Genomic DNA, 18,034 nt, shown 5'->3' with positions numbered 1-18,034 from the left:
CGTCAAGATCCATGCATCTGCATCAACCGACCTTGATCATCGGCCTGGACGTCAGGGCCGCGCCATGACCCCGCCCGTCATCGGCATCGGCACCCCCGTGGTCGCCGGATAGGACAGCGGCAGGCCCTTCAGGCCGCGGGCGGCGAGGAAGCCGAAGGCCTGCGCCTCGATCGCGTCGGAGGCCCAGCCGAGCGCCTCGGCGGCCTCGACGGTGGCCGATCCCACCCGCTCCCGCAGCATCCGCAGCATGGTGAGGTTGCGGGCGCCGCCGCCGCAAACGATCCAGCTGCGCGGCCGCCGCGGCAACAGGGGAATGATGCGGGCGATCGCGGCCGCGGTGAAGGCTGTCAGCGTCGAGGCGCCGTCGGCCGGCGCGACCTCACCGAGCCTCAAGGCGGCAAAATCGTTGCGGTCGAGCGATTTCGGCGGCGGGCTTGCGAAGAACGGCAGTTCCAGCGCCCGTGCGATCCAGGCTTCGTCGGCCTTGCCCAGCGCTGCAAACTTTCCTTCCGCATCGAACGCCTGGTTCATGGTGCGGTACATGAAATCGTCGAGCAGCGCGTTGCCGGGCCCGGTGTCGCAGGCGATCAACGTGTCGTTGCCGTCGATATAGGTGATGTTGGAGACACCGCCGATATTGACCACGACGATCGGCCCCTCACGCTCCAGCGCGTTAGCGAGCGCCCGGTGGTAGACCGGCACGAACGGCGCCCCCTGCCCGCCGGCCTCGACGTCGGCGGCGCGGAAATCATACATCACGGGGATATGGATCGCCCTGGCCAGCGCCGATGCGTCGCCGATCTGCACCGTCAGCCGCCGCTCGGGACGGTGCAGCACGGTCTGGCCGTGGAAGCCGACGATGTCGATGTCCTCAGGCTTCATCCGGTTCTGGGCGATGAAGGCGGCGACCGCCTCGGCATGGGCGAGCGTCACCGCCCGTTCGGCCTCGGCCAGGATGCCCGGCCGGGCATTGCGCTGCGGCAGGTGCACGGCCTCGCTCAGCGCCTGACGCAGCAGGTTGCGCTCGGCCGGGCTGTAGGGCCGATAGCCGGACGGTCCGAACGCCTTCACGTGCTTTCCGTCGGTTTCGATCAGCGCGACGTCCACCCCGTCCAGCGAGGTGCCGCTCATCAAACCGAGTGCCGTCAACATCATCTTGGGTCAGCGTCCTCGATAGACCCGCTCCGACATGCCGATCTTGTGCCAGAGGGGCACATCTTATAATGCCACAGCGCCAAGTGGCGGGCTGCAATCAGGTTCCCATGTAAGACCCCTAAATTGCCCCCAAAACAGTAAACCAAGACTTGTCAGGCCGGCCGACAAATGACCGCATTCAAATCGGATTTTCTCAATATCCTGAAGGAGCGTGGATTCATCCACCAGTGCTCCGATCTCGAGGGGCTGGACGCGCTTGCCGCCAAGGGTGAGGCGACCGCCTATGTCGGCTACGATTGCACCGCCCGCTCGCTGCATATCGGCAACTACCTGACCATGATGATGCTGCACTGGCTCCAGCAGTCCGGCAACAAGCCGATCACGCTGATGGGCGGCGGCACCACCATGGTCGGCGATCCCTCCGGCAAGGACGAGACGCGCGCGATGCGCACCGTCGCCGAGATCGAGGCCAACAAGGAATCGATCCGCGGTGTGTTCGCAAAGGTGCTGCGCTACGGCGAGGGCAAGAGCGACGCCATCATGCTCGACAATGCCGACTGGCTGACCAGGCTCAACTATATCGAGATGCTGCGTGACGTCGGCCGGCATTTCTCGGTCAACCGCATGTTGACCATGGACTCCGTGCGGCTGCGCCTCGAGCGCGAGCAGGAGATGAGCTTCATCGAATTCAATTACATGGTCTGCCAGGCCTACGACTTCGTCGAGCTCGCCAAGCGCACCGGCTGCAAATTGCAGATGGGCGGCTCGGACCAGTGGGGCAACATCATCATGGGCGTCGACCTCGGACGCCGCATGGGCACGCACCAGCTATTCGCGCTGACGACGCCGCTGCTGACCACGGCGTCGGGCGCCAAGATGGGCAAGACGGCGCAGGGCGCGGTCTGGCTCAACGCCGACCAGTTCTCGCCCTATGATTTCTGGCAGTACTGGCGCAACACCGAGGACGCCGACGTCGGCAAGTTTCTGAAGCTGTTCACGACGCTGCCGATGAGCGAGATCAGGAAGCTCGAGGCGCTCGGCGGCTCCGAGATTAACGAGGCCAAGAAAGTGCTCGCCACCGAGGCGACCGCGCTGCTGCACGGCCGCGATGCCGCGACCGAGGCGGCGGAGACCGCGCGTCGCACCTTCGAGGAAGGCGCGCTGGCGGAGAGCTTGCCGACGGTGGAAATTCCGCGCGGCGAGCTGGACGCCGGCCTCGGCGTGCTCAACGCCTTCGTCAAGGCCGGCCTCGTCGCATCCAACGGCGAAGCCCGGCGCCAGATCAAGGGTGGCGGCCTGCGTGTCAACAACGAGCCCGTCACGGACGAGAAGATGGCACTGTCGCCGGCCAGTCTGACGCCGGAGGGGGTGATCAAGCTGTCGTTCGGCAAGAAGAAGCACGTCCTCATCAGGCCTGCATAGGCGTATGAGCTTTTCGCTGCTTGTCAGGGCGCGCCGAAACGCGCTCCCTGACCGGCAATGGACCAGAACACGCCAACGGAAACGACCAAGGAAACGAGCAGAAAAAATACAGCTGCGGCGCAGCAAGGCGCCGTGCGAACCGCGCTCGTGGTGCTCGGGTTGTGCTTCACACTCGCGGTTCTCGGGCGGGGCCTGAGCGAGAGCTTCACGGTCTTCCTCAAGCCCATCTCCGAAAATTTTGGCTGGGATCGCGCGCAAATCGTCTCGATCTATTCACTGACCTGGCTCATGAGCGGCCTCACCGCGCCCTTCGTCGGACGCCTGTTCGACCATTCCGGACCGCGCATCGTCTACGCGCTCGGACTGTTCCTGGTTGGCTCGGCCTTCCTGATCGCGGCCCACGCGCAGCATCTCTGGCAGCTCCAGCTCTCGATCGGTCTCTGCGTCGGCATCGGCGTCGCCTTCATCGGCAACGTGCCGAACTCGATCCTGCTCGGCCGCTGGTTTGGGCGACGCCTGCCGACCGCGATGGCGGTGGTGTACTCGGCGATGGGCGGCGGCGTGCTCGCCCTGCTGCCGGCCTCCCAGCTCCTGATCGATCATCTTGGCTGGCGCGACACCTACCAGCTGTTCGGCTTCGGCACCTTGGGACTGCTGGTGCCGCTGCTGCTGCTGCCGTGGCGGTTGTTCGCCTCAGGCTCGCCGCATGTGACCAAGAAGACCGATCCGGATTTCGTCGACAACGGCTGGACGCTGGTGAGCGCGATGCGCCACCATGCTTTCTGGGCGCTGTTCTCGACCTTCTTCTTCACCGCCGTCGGCATGTATGCGATCGCAGCCCAGATCGTAGCTTACCTGATCGACGCCGGCTTCCCGCCGCTCCAGGCCGCCACCGCCTGGGGTTTTTCGGGCGTAGTGCTGGTGTTCGGCATGCTGGGGGTGTCCGCACTCGACGGCCTGATCGGGCGCCGTCCGTCGGTGCTCCTGAGCTACGCGATTTCGATCCTCGGCATCGTCCTGCTGTGGTTGTTGCAGTACTCACCGAGCATCCTGTTGCTCACCGGCTTCGTCGTCTGCTTCGGCAGCATGATGGGCTCGCGTGGCCCGCTGATCAGCGCCACCGCGATGAGGATTTTCCAGGGCAAGCGGGTCGGCACCATCTACGGCACCATCTCGATCGGCAGTGGCCTCGGCTCGGCGTTCGGCTCCTGGAGCGGTGGCCTGATCCACGACGCGACGCATGGCTACAACGCGCTGCTCATGTTCGCGCTTGCGAACGTTGTCCTCGGCATGATTCCATTCCTGGTCGTGCCTGCATTGCGGCGGTAGGTATCGCAGAGGTAACCTGCGAGCATTCGCGTTACCGGAAAATTACTGACCGAGGCAATGCGGAACTCACGCAAAAATTGCGAGTCCGCGGGGCGCAAATCCCTGCCTGCGGTGTTTTGTCTGACATGACGAAAATGTCAGCTCAAATTCAGCTTGGGCGGCTTGCGGGGACGAACCGAATGCGGTCCAAGTCGCAGCATTGGATGGAGGGCATAAACCAATGAACTTTCCCTATCTCGCTCGCTTTCAACCGGTTCTCTTGAGCCTGTTCCGTTTCGTCACCGGCCTGCTGCTGTTCCAGTACGGCGTCGCCAAGCTGTTCAAGTTTCCGGCGGTTCCCTACTTCGCCGAAATCCCTCCGCTGATCTATGCAGCCGGTACGCTTGAGCTGGTGCTGGGCGCGACCCTGATGCTTGGCCTCTTCACCCGGCTCTCAGCCTTCATCCTGTCAGGCGAAATGGCCTTCGCCTATTTCATGGGCCACATGTTCAAGAGCGGCTCGCCGGTGTTCCTGCCGCTGCTCAATGGCGGCACCGCGGCGATTGTGTTCTGCTTCGCCTGCCTCTATCTCTCGGCGGCTGGCGGAGGCTCGGTCAGCGTCGATGCGCTGATGGGCAAGGACAGCGATGTGCCGGGCGACGCCTACGCACGGCGCTGACACGCCGGCAATTGCCCGCAACTCATGAGAAGGCACCGGCAAGTCTGCCGGTGCCTTCTTAGTGGGGCCCCAGCACATTCCAGATGATGGCCAGCACTGCCACGAGCAACACGGACATGATGATGCGATGAACGAATCGGTTCATTGCCGCTCCGTCCAGGCTGGATAGCCACAAAGATCCAAGATCATTCTTCTCCGCTGCGCGAGCGGGCGCAGGCCGGCACACGGCGTTTCGGCCTGCATGCTTGCGCACGCGGCTGCGCATGGTGCGCGCGCGGCAGCACGCCGCATGCGTCCATTCATGATTGGTAAGAACTTCATGCTACCGACGCGGGAATAACAACCATTCCGTCGAGGCCATGATGCAGCTGCTGAGTCATCTGAAGATCCGTACCAAGCTCGCCAGCATGGTCTGTCTCGCGGCACTTACGATTACGGCCATCATCGCGGTATCGGCCGTCCTCAGCAAGAACCGGATGATGGAAGACCGGGTCCAGCAGATGAAGACCGCGGTCGACATGCTCTACAGCCTCGCCCAATCGGTCCAGGACGACGTCGCCGCCGGCAAGCTGACGCAAGCCGAAGCCAAGGCCCAGTTCCACATGCGCGGGCGGCGCATGAGCTTCAACGGGGGCCAAGGCTATCCCGTCGTCTACAATCGCGACGCCTCGCTGCTCGTGAACGGCGCCAATCAGCAACTGGAAGGCAAGATCACCGGCGCGAAAGACTCCAACGGCATTCTCATCGCCGACGCGATCATCAAGGCCGGGGAACAGAATGGCGGTGGCGTGACCTCCTACCTCTATCCCCGCCCCGGTCAGACCGAACCCGTACGCAAGACCGTGTTCGCGCGCAATTTCGCGCCTTGGGACGCAACCATCAGCTACGGCCTCTATGTCGACGACATCGATGCCGACGTGCGCTCGCTGACGCTCGAGCTCGCCGCGGTCGGCCTCGGCCTGATGCTGCTGATGGCAACGCTGTCCTGGCTGATCGCCCGCGACGTCCTCGGCGCGCTCGACCGGCAGAAGACCCGCATGCAGCAGATTTCCGAAGGCGCCATCGACGGAGCGGTCGAGGAGACCGACCGCGGCGACGAGATCGGCCGCATGGCCGAGACCCTCGAAGTCCTCCGGCAGACCGCCTTGACGGCGCGTACGCTCGAGGCCGAACAGGTTGCCGCCAAGACCCGCAACGAGCAGGAGAAGCGCGACGCCCTGATCTCGCTCGCCGATCGCTTCGATGCGTCCGTCGGACAGCTCGTCGGCCTGATGGCTTCCAGCTCAGGCGAACTCGAGACCACCGCCAAGTCGATGTCGTCCACCGCCGAGGGCACCAATCGCCGCGCCGCCGTGGTCGGCTCGGCCGCCACCGAGGCCAGCCAGCGCGTTCAGACGGTCGCGGCCGCTGCGGAAGAACTGTCCTCCTCGATCACCGAGATCAGCCGTCAGGTCGCACAATCGGCTGAGGTCACCGGCCGCGCGGTCGACAGTGCCCGCCGCACCGACACCATCGTCCGCGCGCTCTCCGACGGCGCCCAGCAGATCGAGCACGTCGCCGAGCTGATCTCCAGCATCGCAGCGCAGACCAATCTGCTCGCCCTCAACGCCACCATCGAGGCCGCCCGCGCCGGCGAAGCCGGCCGCGGCTTCGCCGTCGTCGCCTCCGAGGTGAAGTCGCTCGCGAGCCAGACCGCGGAAGCCACCCGCGAGATCGGCGACAAGATCGCCCAGATCCAGGGCGCGACCAAGGAAGCCGTGGACGCAATCGGCGGCATCACCGCCACCATCGAAGAGGTCAGCCGGATCGCCACCTCGATTGGAGCTGCCATCGAGGAGCAAGGCGCCGCCACCGCCGAGATCGCCCGCAGCGTGTCGCAGACCGCGGAGGCGACCAGGGAAGTCACCACCAATATCGGCGGCGTCAGCACGGCGGCGAACGAGACCGGCAACGCCGCCGGCATGGTGCTCGCGGCCGCCTCGAACCTCTCCAAGCAGGCCGAGCAGCTCTCCGGCGAAGTCGGGACGTTCCTGGCCGGCGTGCGCGCAGCGTAAGGCTGCACCAGATCATCTGAAGAGGTCATCGTGCCCGGGCTTGTCCCGCCTGCGCGGCCGAAGCCGCTTCGGCGAGGCGAAGGCCCGGGCATCCACGTTCTTGGCGCTGTGTCGTGAGGCGTGGATGGCCGGGACATAGGCGAGCGGAAGCGACGCCGTCCTTCGGACGGCTATGCCCGGCCATGACGCCGGAGACAGCCGCCCCGCCCTATCGCCGCGCGAGGCTGCAACCGCTCGAGAGTTGACGCGTCGATCCGGTCGAGCCGTCGTTCGACTGCGAGGGGAATTCTTCGAACGGCGAGTTCTGCTTGCCGGTGTTGAACTCGAAGATCTTGCGGAACACACCCGGCACCATGGCCGAGACCGGATTGACGCGCATCACGGGCGCGGCCGGCGTGCCGACGACCTCATAGGTCACGCCGATCAGTCCTTCTTTATCGCCACCACCAAGGAACAACCCAAGGACCGGAATCTGTCCGAACATGTTGTTCAACCCGTACATCGGCACGAAGGTGCCGCTCATGCACACCTGGTTGCCGGGATAGTCGATCGAGCCCTCGATGGTGGCGCCGATCATCGGCCCCTTGACCACGCCGTCGCGAACGGTGAGCGCACCGTTCTGACGGGTAAACTCCGCACGCAAGGCGCTGAACGAAACCCCGTTCCCGGTGCCGTTGGGCGCGCCTGCCGCGACGCGCTCGAGCTGCGCCTCGCCCTTCACCGTGAAGTCGCGCACGTTGATGAGGCCCTCGCGCGTCGCGTTCGGCTCGGATGACGGCGGCTCCATCGCCACCACCATCTGGCCACCGACCGCCTTGGTGTAGGTGTCGGTGAAGCGCAGCAGCGCACCGGCATCGTTGGTCTGGAGATAGATCACCTCGCGGTTGCCCTGGGCGCGGCCGCCGCGCAAATCGGCGGCGATCGGCGTGTCCTTGCCGATCTTGCCGTTCAGCGTGAAGGCCTTGATGGCGCCATTGCGCTTCGACATCTTGGCGTCGACGCTGCGCATCGCTTCGCCGTTGAAGCCGGCGACCGCACCGAGCTTCACGTCGATGTCGAAATCGACGTTCTTCATCTTGTTCTTGGCGTCGTCCTTGGAATTGCCCGAGATCGCCGACTTCAGGAAGCCGCGGCCGTCAAAGACGTCGCCGCGCATCGTGCCCTTGATCACGCCGTCCTGGCCGCGCTCGACCTTCAGCGAAGCCTTGTCCCCGTCGGACGGCGAATAGGTCGGGAAGTTCGCGTTCATGAGGTCGCCGTTCGGATCGACCTCGAGCGAGCCCTTGATCGAGGCACCGCCGCCTTCGATGACGATGTCCTCCAGACGCGTCGATTGCGCGGTCGGCACCGCCTTGAAGCTGGCCTTGCCCGGCCTGCCCGGCAGCTTGACCCATCCGGGCAGGATGTTGTCGAGCCTGACCGAGGTCAGGTCGGCCTCGACGCCGAGCTTGGTCGTCGCGTCTGGACCGCCGGCGATCTTGCCGGATAGCTTGATCGGCAGCGATCCGCTCACAGCGGGGCCCAGATCGAAGCCGAGCCGCGCTCGGCTCGCATCGTCCAGCGTCGCCTGCAATCTGACGTCCGCATCGCCCTCGGCCGGCTTGCGATAGTCGAGCGAAGCGGCCTGCCCGTTGATCTTGACGTCGCCCTTGACCTGATAGCCCTGGTTGTTCGCGGCGATCTTGAGGTTGGTGGCCTCCAGCTTCTGGTTCATCACCAACTTGTCGGCGGCAAATCCGTTGAGGTCGGCGTTGACCGTGTAGACGGTGTCGGCCTTGGTCAGCTCGCCCTTCACCGGCAAGCCGAGCTGGATGCTCGCCGTGAACGTGCCCTTGCTGGTGTTGGGATCGATGACGGTCGACGACAGATCGCTCAGGCGGTCATTGGAGAGCATTTCGGCGGCCGCGGGCACCGGACCCTCGACGCGGAACCTGGTCCGCGACGGCGACGGTTTCGGCGCCATGTCAGGGACCTCGAAGACGAAATCGGAGATCGTGACCTTGCGGCCTGCCGGCGTGTCGGCGATGCCCTGCCCGATATTCACCGTCGCGGTGCGTCCGGTCACGCGCGCCTTCAAATCGGCGTCGTGCACCACCGGCATGCCGTCCACGGGACGGACCGCGACACCGCTCGCCACGATGTTGACCGAGAGGCCGTCGTCGGGAATGGGCGGCCCCTTGCGCGGCAGGTTCTTCGTCGGCGAATTGACGCCGATCTCGATGCGCTGGAGCGTGCCGCGCTCGATCCGCTCGATCACCCATTCGCGCAACTCGGGAACCACGAGCGTCGGCCACATCCGCTTCAGCGCGGAGGCCGACATCGGCGTTCCCGCAAAGCCCAGCGTCAGCCGCGGCTCGCCGGAATAATCGATGGCGCCGGTGCCGGCGACGCCGATCTCGCCATTGCTGATATCGGCCTGCGTCAACAACAGGCGCTTGTGGTCGGTGTCGAAGCGGAAGCCGATCGCGATGCGGTTGAAGACGAGCGGCGGCTCATTGTCGATGCCGCCGAGCAGGATCGAGCCGCCGCTGAAACCGAGCTGCCAGTCGTTGATGTTGCCGTTGGGCGGCTCGAGATGGGCCAGAAGCGTCAGACGGTTCGCGCCGGAGAGGATCTTGAACGGCGCGACCAGCACCCGCCGGTTGGCGTCCCACTCGACGTTGACCTCGGCGGAGTCGATCGCCATCGGATAATCTGGCGTGTCGGTGTCGATGATGTTGCCGGCACCGACCACGATCTTGCCGCGGAAGAAGGTCGGCACCCCATCGCGGCCGAGCTCGCCCTTGAGCTCGCCGGTCAGCGGCAGATCGGCGGTATAGGTGAGATCCTTCACCCGCAGCGCCAGGAGGATGTTGGAGGTCGAGACCTTGTCGGCACGGATGTCGACCGAGCGCACGCCGTTCTCGGCCGGCCCGATCGTGGCGCGCAGCGACCACGGACGGGCGCCCTCTTCGCCGACGCTGAGCGTGACGCCGCCACGGCTCGGCCGGCGCAGGCTGAGGCTGATGTTGTCAAACGTCCATTTGCTGCCGCGCTGCTGATCATCGACGATCAGATTGCCGTTCTTCAGGCCGATCTCGTTGAGGTTCTGGCCGTCGAGGCCGGTCATGCTCAGGCTATCAAGCCAGTCCAGGCCCTGAAGAATGCCGCTCTGCGCAGCAGCCTGCGGCGCGGCTTGGGATGGGTCTTGGCTCCCAGGCGCCGCGGCGAATGGCGGCGGCGGGACGCCATTGCGCGGGAATGTCGGCGGCAGGCCCGCGTCCTTCTTGGAGGCAACGCCGGTTGCGAGCGGCTTTGCGGTGTCACCGGCCGACACCGTGACGGTGCCGTCAGGCGCGATCCGGATCGCGAGCTCGGCATCGACGAGGTTGAGGCTTTCCGCGCGCAGATGCCCCATCAGCAGGCCTGCACCCGACAGCTTGACCTCGGCCTTCGGCGCGGTGGCGACGATGACGTGATCCTGGTCGCGCACGACGATGTCGCGGATGCGCACGGCGATACGGACCCGACCGGCCCGCTCGATCTGGGTGCCGCCGACCTCGACCGTGTTGCCGTGGCCGATATTGTCCTCGATCGCCGCCGCGAGCCACGGCGTCGCAATGTCGAGATTGATGGGCCCCGCGCCGAGCCGCCACCACAGCGCGCCGAAACAGCCGACGAAAATGACGATGAGCGCCCCGACCACGATGGCCAGCCGCTTCAACCAGCGACCGTCACCCCGCCAGCGGCGCAACACCCCAAACCCGTCACCGAAGCGATGGAGCCCCGAATTGGAACGCGACAACAATCGGCGCGCCCGATGGCCCGCCGCCGCTTCCTGATCCGGATCCCAGTCGGCGTCGTCCCATTCCTGCGGCTGTTGCTGACCGCCGCGCCGATCAAAATCCCGATTGTAATCCTGGGGCGACGTATTCCTTGCCATTGCCTCTCGATACGGGCGCCCATCGTAGGATTGAGCGCCGCCGGGACCGCAGCCGTCCACGGGAAGCGAAGCTCCCTGCGCCGGCACTGCCGCCATGCCTCGAATATTGCCTCGAGTATTCCTGCTGTTCGTCATTTCGCCCCGGGAGCGCGTTCAACGAGCAGTGGGGTGGTGCGTGGAATTTCTTGTAACCATACTCCGGCGTCGTCAGACTTGCCCAGCCGAGGGCGCGATTCCGGCATACCGGAGGAGAGCTGCAATACCGCTTTGGTTGACCCGCCGAAAGCGTCGAAAGGAAGGCGTATGTCCAAGAAATCCCGAAAGAAATCGTCCAAAACGCCCTCCGGCATTGCAACGGCTGAAAAGAAGGCCCCGGCCAAGCGGGCAACGACTCAAGCAAAGTCCGCGAAAGCACAGCGGACACCGGCGAGCAAATCAACCGGGACCATAGCAAAAGCAGGATCACATAAGGCCGCATCGAAACAGTTAAATTCCTCCAGACCGGCCTCCGCGCCCGCAGCGGCGAAACCCGCCCTGACCGAGGGCCAGAAGGCGCCGGCCTTCCGCCTGCCCCGCGACGGCGGCGATGTGGTCTCACTGGCGGACTACGCCGGCCGGAAGCTCGTCCTGTTCTTCTACCCCCGTGCCGACACGCCCGGCTGCACAAGGGAGGCGATCGACTTCACCCGGCTGGCCGACGCCTTCACCTCTGCCGGCACGGCGGTGCTCGGTATCTCGGCCGATCCGTTAAAGGCGCAGGAGAAGTTCCGCGACAAGCACAAGCTCGCTATGCCTCTCATGTCGGATGAGACGCACGAGATGCTGGAAGCGTACGGCGCCTGGGGCGAAAAATCCATGTATGGCAAGAGCTTCCTCGGGATTCTTCGCACCACGGTACTGGTAGGCGCCGATGGCAAGGTGGCCAAGATCTGGCGCAATGTCCGGGTCGACGGGCATGCCGATCAGGTGCTGGAAGCGGCAAGAAGCCTTTAACCAATCCTTTAAATTCGAGCGGTTCCGTTTCCGGAAAATTAACCATGAGCGGCCCAGATTGCTGCGGCAATTAGGCCGTCCGGACTCATCCGACCGGCGCGGGAGTGCCGATGTCGAAAAGTTCTGCCCAATATTCGCAGTACACCCAACATCACCCGCACGACCACGGACGCACCTTCCATCGCCGTCCTGCCGCCGCGGCGGTGGTCGCCATGCCCCTGGCCGACGCCGATGATGCCTACACCATCGCGCATCACGGCAAGCAGGTCCGCCTCGGGCCCGTGGTGTTCTGGATCGTGGTCGGCACGGTGGTGCTGCTTGGGCTGTGGTCGGCTGCGACCGCCACCTATTTCGCCTTCCGCGACGACGTCTTGACCCGGCTGATCGCGCGCCAGGCCGAGATGCAATACGCCTATGAAGACCGCATCGCCGAGCTCCGCGCCAAGGTCGACCGCACCACCAGCCGGCAATTGCTTGACCAGGAACAGTTCGACCAGAAGCTCGACCAGATCATGAAGCGCCAGACGGCGCTGGAGTCCCGGGCCACGGCGCTGGGCGCCATGCCCGACGTGACCGGATCGATCTCCCGCTCGGCCCCGCAGCGCGGCGATTCGGGCCAGACGACCACGCAGGGCACGCCAAAGCCGTCACCGATCAGCGACACCGTGACCTTCGTGGCGCCGCCCGATCGCGAAGCGCGGCTCGAATCGCGCGCCCCGACCGTTGCGGCACCGCTGACCAGCCAATTCGCCAGGAACCAGGGGTTCGACAACGTCCTGGTCCGGCTCACGGCCTCGCTTGACCAGGTCGAGCGTCGCCAGATGGCGGCGCTCAGCGCCGTCGAGGAAGGCATGGATTCACGGATGCGCCGGATGCGCGGCGTCGTCAGCGATCTCGGTCTCAATCTCGCCAGCCTCGAAGCCGCCGTGCCGCGTAGCGCGATGGGCGGACCGTTTGTGCCGGTCAAGCTCATCGCCAATGCCGGGCCGTTCGAGAAGCAGCTCAATCGCATCAATGTCACACGTGCCGAGATGGATCGTCTCAACCGCACGCTGGCGCTCGTGCCCTATCGCAAGCCCGTCATCGGCGAGGTCGAGTTCACCTCCGGTTTCGGTGTGCGCAGCGATCCCTTCCTCGGCCGGCCCGCGATGCATACCGGGCTCGACTTCCGCGCCGCCACCGGCGATCCCGTTCGCGTCACCGCCAACGGCAAGGTGGTCTCGGCCGGCTGGTCCGGCGGCTACGGCCGCATGATCGAGGTCGACCACGGCAACGGGCTTGCGACCCGCTACGGCCATCTCTCCGAGATCAACGTCAAGGTTGGCGAGATCGTGAAGATCGGGCAAGTGGTCGGTCTGGTCGGTTCGACGGGACGCTCGACCGGTCCGCATCTGCACTACGAGACCCGCATCGACGGCGAGGCGGTCGACCCGCAGAAATTTTTGCGCGCCGGCGTACGCCTGAGCGCAGGCTAAGTCCGCGCCATTCACTTTCAGCGCAGCGCGCAGCCGCCTTGACTATTGGCCGCGCTCGTGGCCGACCTCGCCGGTGATGACGTCGCCGAACAGCTCCCAGGCCTGCCCGTTGAAACGCATCAATTGCATCTGCTCGATGGGGAAATAATCGTCGGGTGAGGTGTTGACCATGATGCCGGGCAGCATCAGGTCGGTGTGGAAATCCTTCAGGCTGGTGGCCTGCTTCATGACGTTCTCACGGGTGAGATTGTCGCCGCACTGCTTCAGCACCTGCGCCATCGCTTCGGCCTGGACATAGCCGTAGATGTTGTTGGCGTTGGTCTTGTCGCCGTCGGGATAATATTTGTCCATGAACGCGCGCCATTTGACGACTGCGGGATCCTTGTCCCAGGTCGGGTCGGTCGGGTCCTTCAGATAGACGGTCGAGATGATATCCTTGGAATAGTCGAGCCCTGCGGGCTTGAGCACCGAGGCGACCGAGGTGGCGGTGTTCGCCAGGAAGAATTTCGGTTTCCAGCCGAGCTCGCCGACCTTCCGGATCGCCTGCGCCGATCCCTTCGGCGCGGCCCAGGAGAAGAAGATGTCGGCGCCGGAATCGTGTAGCGCGACGATCTGCGAATCAATCGAGGGGTCACTCACCTCGTAGGATTTGTCGGCGATGATCATGCTCGCCCTGTCGCCGAGCCCGTCCTTCAGCCCCTTGAACTGGTCCTTGCCGGCGTCGTCGTTCTGCCACAGCACCGCAATCTTGCCGTTCGGGAAGTTGTCGCGGATGTATTTTGCGTAGATCCGGCCCTCGCTCTGGTAGTTCGGCTGGAAGCCCATGGTCCACGGGAAATTCTTCGGGTCGCCGAACTTAGTCCCTCCGGAGGCCACGAAGAGCTGCGGCATCTTCTTGGCGTTCATGTATTTCATGATCGCGGAATTGGAGGGCGTTCCGAGCGGCTGGAAGATCAGCAGCACCTCGTCACTCTCCACCAGCTTGCGTGCCTGCTCGATCGCCTTCGGCGGCGAATAGGCATCGTCATAGCTGATGAAGTTGATCTTGCGGCCGTTGATGCCGCCCTGGTCATTGATCATCTTGAAATAAGCGGCCTCGGTCTTGCCAATCACGCCATAGGACGACGCCGGCCCGCTATAGGGCATGATGTTGCCGATCTTGATGTCGGTGTCGGAGGCGCCGGGATCGTATCTCTTCTGCGCCAGGGCCGGTGCCGCGACGAGCACGCCGGCAGCGAGCATGGCGAGGGCAGCAAGGTTTTGGCGACGACCCGGCATCGTTCTCTCCCCTGTGTTTTGTAGTCTTGTTTTGCCGGGAGTGTCGCAAGGCGGCGTGCCGCTGGCAAGCGTCGCGATTTTCCGCAAAGTGAAACGGCGGATGCGGAACTCACACGGCGCGCCGCAACAGATTCAGAATGCGCCCGTCGATCACGAGCAGCGCGCTGCCGATGACGATGGCGCCCGCGATCTCGCGCATCGAGATCGGCTCACCCAGCACCAGCCATCCAAGAAGAATGGCCGTGACGGGAATGAGCAGCGTCACCAGCATCACATTGGTCGCACCCGAGCGCAGCAAAACCTGAAAGAAGACGATGTAGGCGAGCGCCGTCGACAGGGCGGCAAGGCCGAGCACGGCGAGCCAGGTTGTGAGGCCCGGCATCGGAAGGTGCCACGGCTGCTCCACTGCGCCGGCGACAACCGCCATCATCACTGTCGAGGCCATCAGTTGAAACGTCGCCGTGCCAAGCGGAGCTGAATCCTTCAACAGTCGTCGCGCCGCCAGCGCCGCAAAGCCATAGCTGAGGGCGCCGCCAAGGCAGAGCAGGATGCCGATCCCCTGCCCGGCCCTCGTCTCGATCCCCCATCCGCGCAGGATGACCACCCCGGCGAGGCCCAATGCCAGGCCGGCCACCCGCCGCATCTGCAAGGCCTCTTCGCCCGCCACTGCCATCACCATCACGGCGAACAGCGGCGTGGTCGCATTCAGGATCGACGCCAATCCGCTCGGGATGAAAGTCTGGCCGATCACGATCAGCGAGAACGGAATGACGTTGTTGAGCAATCCAATCGCGAAGAATGGCTTCCAGCCGGTCAGGCCGTTGGGAAAACCGATGCCCTGGATGCGGAGCAGCGGCAGGAGAATGGCTGCACCAAGCGCAACGCGCAGGAACACCAGCGTCAGCGGCGGCAATTCCCGCAGCGCCGCGCCATTGAAGAAGAACGAGCCGCCCCACAGGATCGAGAGCACCGCGAGCAGCGACCAGTCGCGCGCGTCGATCCGGTTGTCGTTGTACGGCATGGCGTCCAAAGTCCGGTCAGACCTACCGCCTAGGTAAGTTCGGCAGGAGACGCCACCCGATTTCCGATGAGTCTTTTGAGGTCTTGCAATCGGGCGACCGGCGCCGCCCGATGTCGCAGCTCCGGCTAGGAAGACTTCTTCGGCCGCGACACCAGCTCGATCATCTTGCCTTCATCGTCGTCAGGCATCGCGGCCTTCGCTTGCGCATAGGATTCGACCACGGCGCGCGAGACCAGCGGCTTGTCGGCCAGCAGGCTCTCCGCGAGCTTGACCGCGTAGGCGGCATCCTTGTGCCGCAGCGCCGCCGTGAACGTCGCGCCGGAAAAATCGCGGGCGACCATGCGCCTGGAGTGGCGCTGCACTTGCGGGCTCGCGGCGACGCCCGCCTGGATCGACTCCAGCACCAGGTTCATGTCGAGCCCGGCCTGCTCGGCGATGGCGAGGCCTTCGGCAAGGCCGGCGATCTGGATCGCCCCCATCAGATTGTTGATCAGCTTGTAGACGGTGCCGGAGCCCACCGCACCGAAATGGCGGATGGTCGAGCCGATCGGCGTCAGATAAGGCCGCGCGCGCTCGAGATCAGCCGCATCGGCGCCAACGAGCAGCGTCAGCTTTCCGCTCGCGGCCGCATCCGGCAACCCGGTCACGGGACAATCGATGTAGATCAGCCCGCGCGCATTGAACTCGCGGCCCATCTCGCGGGCGTGGTCATAGGAGACGGTGGAGCATTCGATCGCGATGGTGCCGGCTTTCGCCGTCTTGGCTGCGCCCTGAGGCCCGAGCCAGACCGCTCGCGAGGCCTCGTCGTCGGCGACCATGGTCACGATGGCGTCGGCATCGATCGCAGCATCCTCCGGCGAGGTCGCCCAATGCGCCCCGCGCGCAATCAGGTCTTCGGCCTTGGCCTTGCTGCGATTCCACAGCGTCACCGTGAAGCCGGCATCGAGATAACGGCCGGCCATGCCGTGACCCATTCGCCCGAGACCTATGAACGCAACCCTGGTCATCTAATTCTCTGTCTCTTGAGAGCCGATACGCCGATCGTTCGGTCGAAGGAATGGCGGCACTGGAGCATTGGTCTCGCCGAATTCAGTGATTGGATTCGCGAGCAAACGAAACCTACTGAGTGTTCAAGAGGTCCTTCGGCTCTCGCGGCGTGATCAGAACGTACCGAAACCAGCCGCGCGATTTGCTGATCCGGCACCCCTTTCGAAAACCATTGGACAGGTCAATTTGCGAGAGTCGCCTGGTGAAGAGCGATCCGAGTTCCACCTCGATGATCTCCGCATATGGAATAGTCATCAATTTGAAGGTGGCAAATCGTATCGTCAACGCGGCATCGCCGATGTCGTAGTTGAGACGACGGCTATCCCGCTGCTCGTGAAATCTGCGCTCGCGCTCGCGCGCCGCGGCCTGCTCGTCAGCCTGTCGCGCAAGCTCTGCCAGCGTCTCTTCCCTCGTCATGGTTCTCTCCGAGGTTGGTCAGCCGAGCCACGCCGTTCCGGCACTGTTCAGGTCTTTGCTAGTCGACGTCCTCGATGTCGGCGCCGGGGGTGCCGAAGGCGCGCTGCGCCAATGTCGCGGCCATGAAGTCGTCGAGATCGCCGCCGAGCACACCGGAGGTGTCCGAAGTCTGCACGCCCGTGCGCAGATCCTTCACCATCTGGTAGGGCTGCAGCACGTAGGAGCGGATCTGGTGGCCCCAGCCGATATCGGTCTTGGCGGCCTGGTCGGCGGCGGCCTTCTCCTCGCGCTTCTTCAGCTCGATTTCATAAAGACGCGCACGCAGCATGTCCCAGGCCTGCGCCTTGTTCTTGTGCTGGGACCGGCCGGCCTGACAGACCACGGCAACGCCGGTCGGGATGTGCGTCAGGCGCACCGCGGATTCGGTCTTGTTGACGTGCTGGCCGCCGGCGCCGCCCGAACGCATCGTGTCGACGCGGACGTCGGATTCCTTGATGTCGATCTTGATGCTGTCGTCGATGACCGGGAATACCTGCACGCTCGAAAACGAGGTGTGCCGCCGCGCGTTGGAATCGAACGGCGAGATGCGCACCAGCCGGTGCACGCCGGCCTCGGTCTTCAGCCAGCCATAGGCGTTGTGGCCGGAGACCTGGATCGTCGCGGACTTGATGCCGGCCTCTTCGCCCTCGGATTCTTCGAGGTATTCGACCTTGAAGCCGTGGGTCTCGGCCCAGCGCGTGTACATGCGGAGCAGCATCTGCGCCCAGTCCTGGCTCTCGGTGCCGCCGGCACCGGCATGGACTTCGAGATAGGAATCGAAACGATCGGCCTCGCCCGACAGCAGCGCCTCGAGCTCGCGCCGCGCCACTTCCTTCTTGAGGTTCTTCAGCGCGGCTTCGGCTTCAGCCACGACCCCCGCATCGCCCTCGGCCTCGCCGAGCTCGATCATGCCGATGTCGTCTTCGAGCTCCTGCTCGACCTTGCCGATGCCCGAGAGCGAATCCTCCAGCGAGGTGCGCTCCTGCATCAGCTTCTGGGCTTTCTGGGGATCGTTCCAGAGATTGGGATCTTCTGCGAGCTTGTTCAGCTCAGCGAGGCGCGCCGTCGATTTCTCGACGTCAAAGATGCCTCCTCAGCAGCCCGACAGACTGCTTGATCTCTTCTACCAACCGTTCGATTTCGGCGCGCATGTTGCTCTCTGGTCTCGCGGAGTCCCGCGTGCATTGGAGCTGGGATGTAGCGGCGGTGGCTGCAAAGCGCAAC

Annotated in this window: 13 protein-coding genes; 6 read left to right on the top strand and 7 right to left on the bottom strand. The window is 64.6% G+C overall.

Annotated features, from left to right (window positions below; genetic code table 11):
• Positions 1 to 51 precede the first annotated feature (51 nt).
• A complete protein-coding gene (locus QSV46_RS12185; protein ID WP_314950671.1) occupies positions 52 to 1,155 on the bottom strand; it encodes an anhydro-N-acetylmuramic acid kinase in 1,104 nt (367 codons plus the stop codon).
• A 168-nt stretch (positions 1,156 to 1,323) separates the two neighbouring features.
• On the opposite strand from QSV46_RS12185, the gene tyrS reads away from it, so the two are divergent.
• From tyrS to QSV46_RS12165, 4 genes are all read left to right on the top strand, one after another.
• Complete coding sequence (gene tyrS, locus QSV46_RS12180) at positions 1,324 to 2,577, top strand: tyrosine--tRNA ligase (RefSeq protein WP_314950669.1); 1,254 nt, start codon at positions 1,324 to 1,326, stop codon at positions 2,575 to 2,577.
• Between the two features lie 57 nt (positions 2,578 to 2,634).
• Positions 2,635 to 3,906, top strand: coding sequence for an MFS transporter (locus tag QSV46_RS12175; protein WP_314950667.1), 1,272 nt, complete (start codon positions 2,635 to 2,637; stop codon positions 3,904 to 3,906).
• A 220-nt stretch (positions 3,907 to 4,126) separates the two neighbouring features.
• Positions 4,127 to 4,564, top strand: a complete 438-nt coding sequence (locus QSV46_RS12170; RefSeq protein WP_314950665.1) for a DoxX family protein — start codon at positions 4,127 to 4,129, stop codon at positions 4,562 to 4,564.
• A gap of 362 nt (positions 4,565 to 4,926) precedes the next feature.
• Positions 4,927 to 6,618 carry a methyl-accepting chemotaxis protein gene (locus tag QSV46_RS12165; RefSeq protein WP_314950664.1) on the top strand — a complete coding sequence of 564 codons (1,692 nt, stop codon included), beginning with the start codon at positions 4,927 to 4,929 and terminating at the stop codon, positions 6,616 to 6,618.
• A gap of 208 nt (positions 6,619 to 6,826) precedes the next feature.
• On the opposite strand, the gene QSV46_RS12160 is transcribed toward QSV46_RS12165, so the two are convergent.
• The gene (locus tag QSV46_RS12160; protein WP_314950662.1) at positions 6,827 to 10,636 is read right to left on the bottom strand and encodes a DUF3971 domain-containing protein; all 3,810 of its coding nucleotides are present in this window, start codon (positions 10,634 to 10,636) and stop codon (positions 6,827 to 6,829) included.
• A 207-nt stretch (positions 10,637 to 10,843) separates the two neighbouring features.
• Between QSV46_RS12160 and QSV46_RS12155 the strand changes: the two genes are divergently transcribed.
• Both QSV46_RS12155 and QSV46_RS12150 read left to right on the top strand, forming a co-directional pair.
• Positions 10,844 to 11,533: a peroxiredoxin gene (locus QSV46_RS12155; protein WP_314950660.1), complete on the top strand. Its 690-nt coding sequence runs from the start codon at positions 10,844 to 10,846 to the stop codon at positions 11,531 to 11,533.
• A gap of 110 nt (positions 11,534 to 11,643) precedes the next feature.
• Positions 11,644 to 13,008: a peptidoglycan DD-metalloendopeptidase family protein gene (locus QSV46_RS12150; protein ID WP_314950658.1), complete on the top strand. Its 1,365-nt coding sequence runs from the start codon at positions 11,644 to 11,646 to the stop codon at positions 13,006 to 13,008.
• 42 nt (positions 13,009 to 13,050) lie between these two features.
• Here QSV46_RS12150 and QSV46_RS12145 read toward each other — a convergent pair whose 3' ends face one another.
• The 5 genes from QSV46_RS12145 to prfB all read right to left on the bottom strand — a co-directional run bounded on the left by QSV46_RS12145 (position 13,051) and on the right by prfB (position 17,961).
• Positions 13,051 to 14,286, bottom strand: a complete 1,236-nt coding sequence (locus QSV46_RS12145) for an ABC transporter substrate-binding protein (protein ID WP_314950656.1) — start codon at positions 14,284 to 14,286, stop codon at positions 13,051 to 13,053.
• Between the two features lie 109 nt (positions 14,287 to 14,395).
• The gene (locus QSV46_RS12140; protein WP_314950654.1) at positions 14,396 to 15,307 is read right to left on the bottom strand and encodes a DMT family transporter; all 912 of its coding nucleotides are present in this window, start codon (positions 15,305 to 15,307) and stop codon (positions 14,396 to 14,398) included.
• Positions 15,308 to 15,432: 125 nt separating this feature from the next.
• Positions 15,433 to 16,314, bottom strand: coding sequence for an NAD(P)-dependent oxidoreductase (locus QSV46_RS12135; protein WP_314950652.1), 882 nt, complete (start codon positions 16,312 to 16,314; stop codon positions 15,433 to 15,435).
• A 112-nt stretch (positions 16,315 to 16,426) separates the two neighbouring features.
• Positions 16,427 to 16,771 carry a hypothetical protein gene (locus tag QSV46_RS12130; RefSeq protein ID WP_314950650.1) on the bottom strand — a complete coding sequence of 115 codons (345 nt, stop codon included), beginning with the start codon at positions 16,769 to 16,771 and terminating at the stop codon, positions 16,427 to 16,429.
• Positions 16,772 to 16,829: 58 nt separating this feature from the next.
• Positions 16,830 to 17,961, bottom strand: a protein-coding gene (gene prfB / locus QSV46_RS12125; protein WP_314950648.1) for a peptide chain release factor 2 whose coding sequence is annotated in 2 segments (ribosomal slippage) — positions 16,830 to 17,891 and positions 17,893 to 17,961 — 1,131 coding nt in all. Because the reading frame shifts where the segments join, the coding sequence is not laid out codon by codon here.
• Positions 17,962 to 18,034: the final 73 nt, after the last annotated feature.

It is taken from the genome of Bradyrhizobium cosmicum (assembly GCF_032290525.1).
In the GTDB taxonomy this organism is placed as follows: Bacteria; Pseudomonadota; Alphaproteobacteria; order Rhizobiales; family Xanthobacteraceae; genus Bradyrhizobium; species Bradyrhizobium cosmicum_A.
The sequence above is the reverse complement of the archived record's forward strand: the minus strand, read 5'-3'. Positions and strand labels throughout refer to the sequence as shown.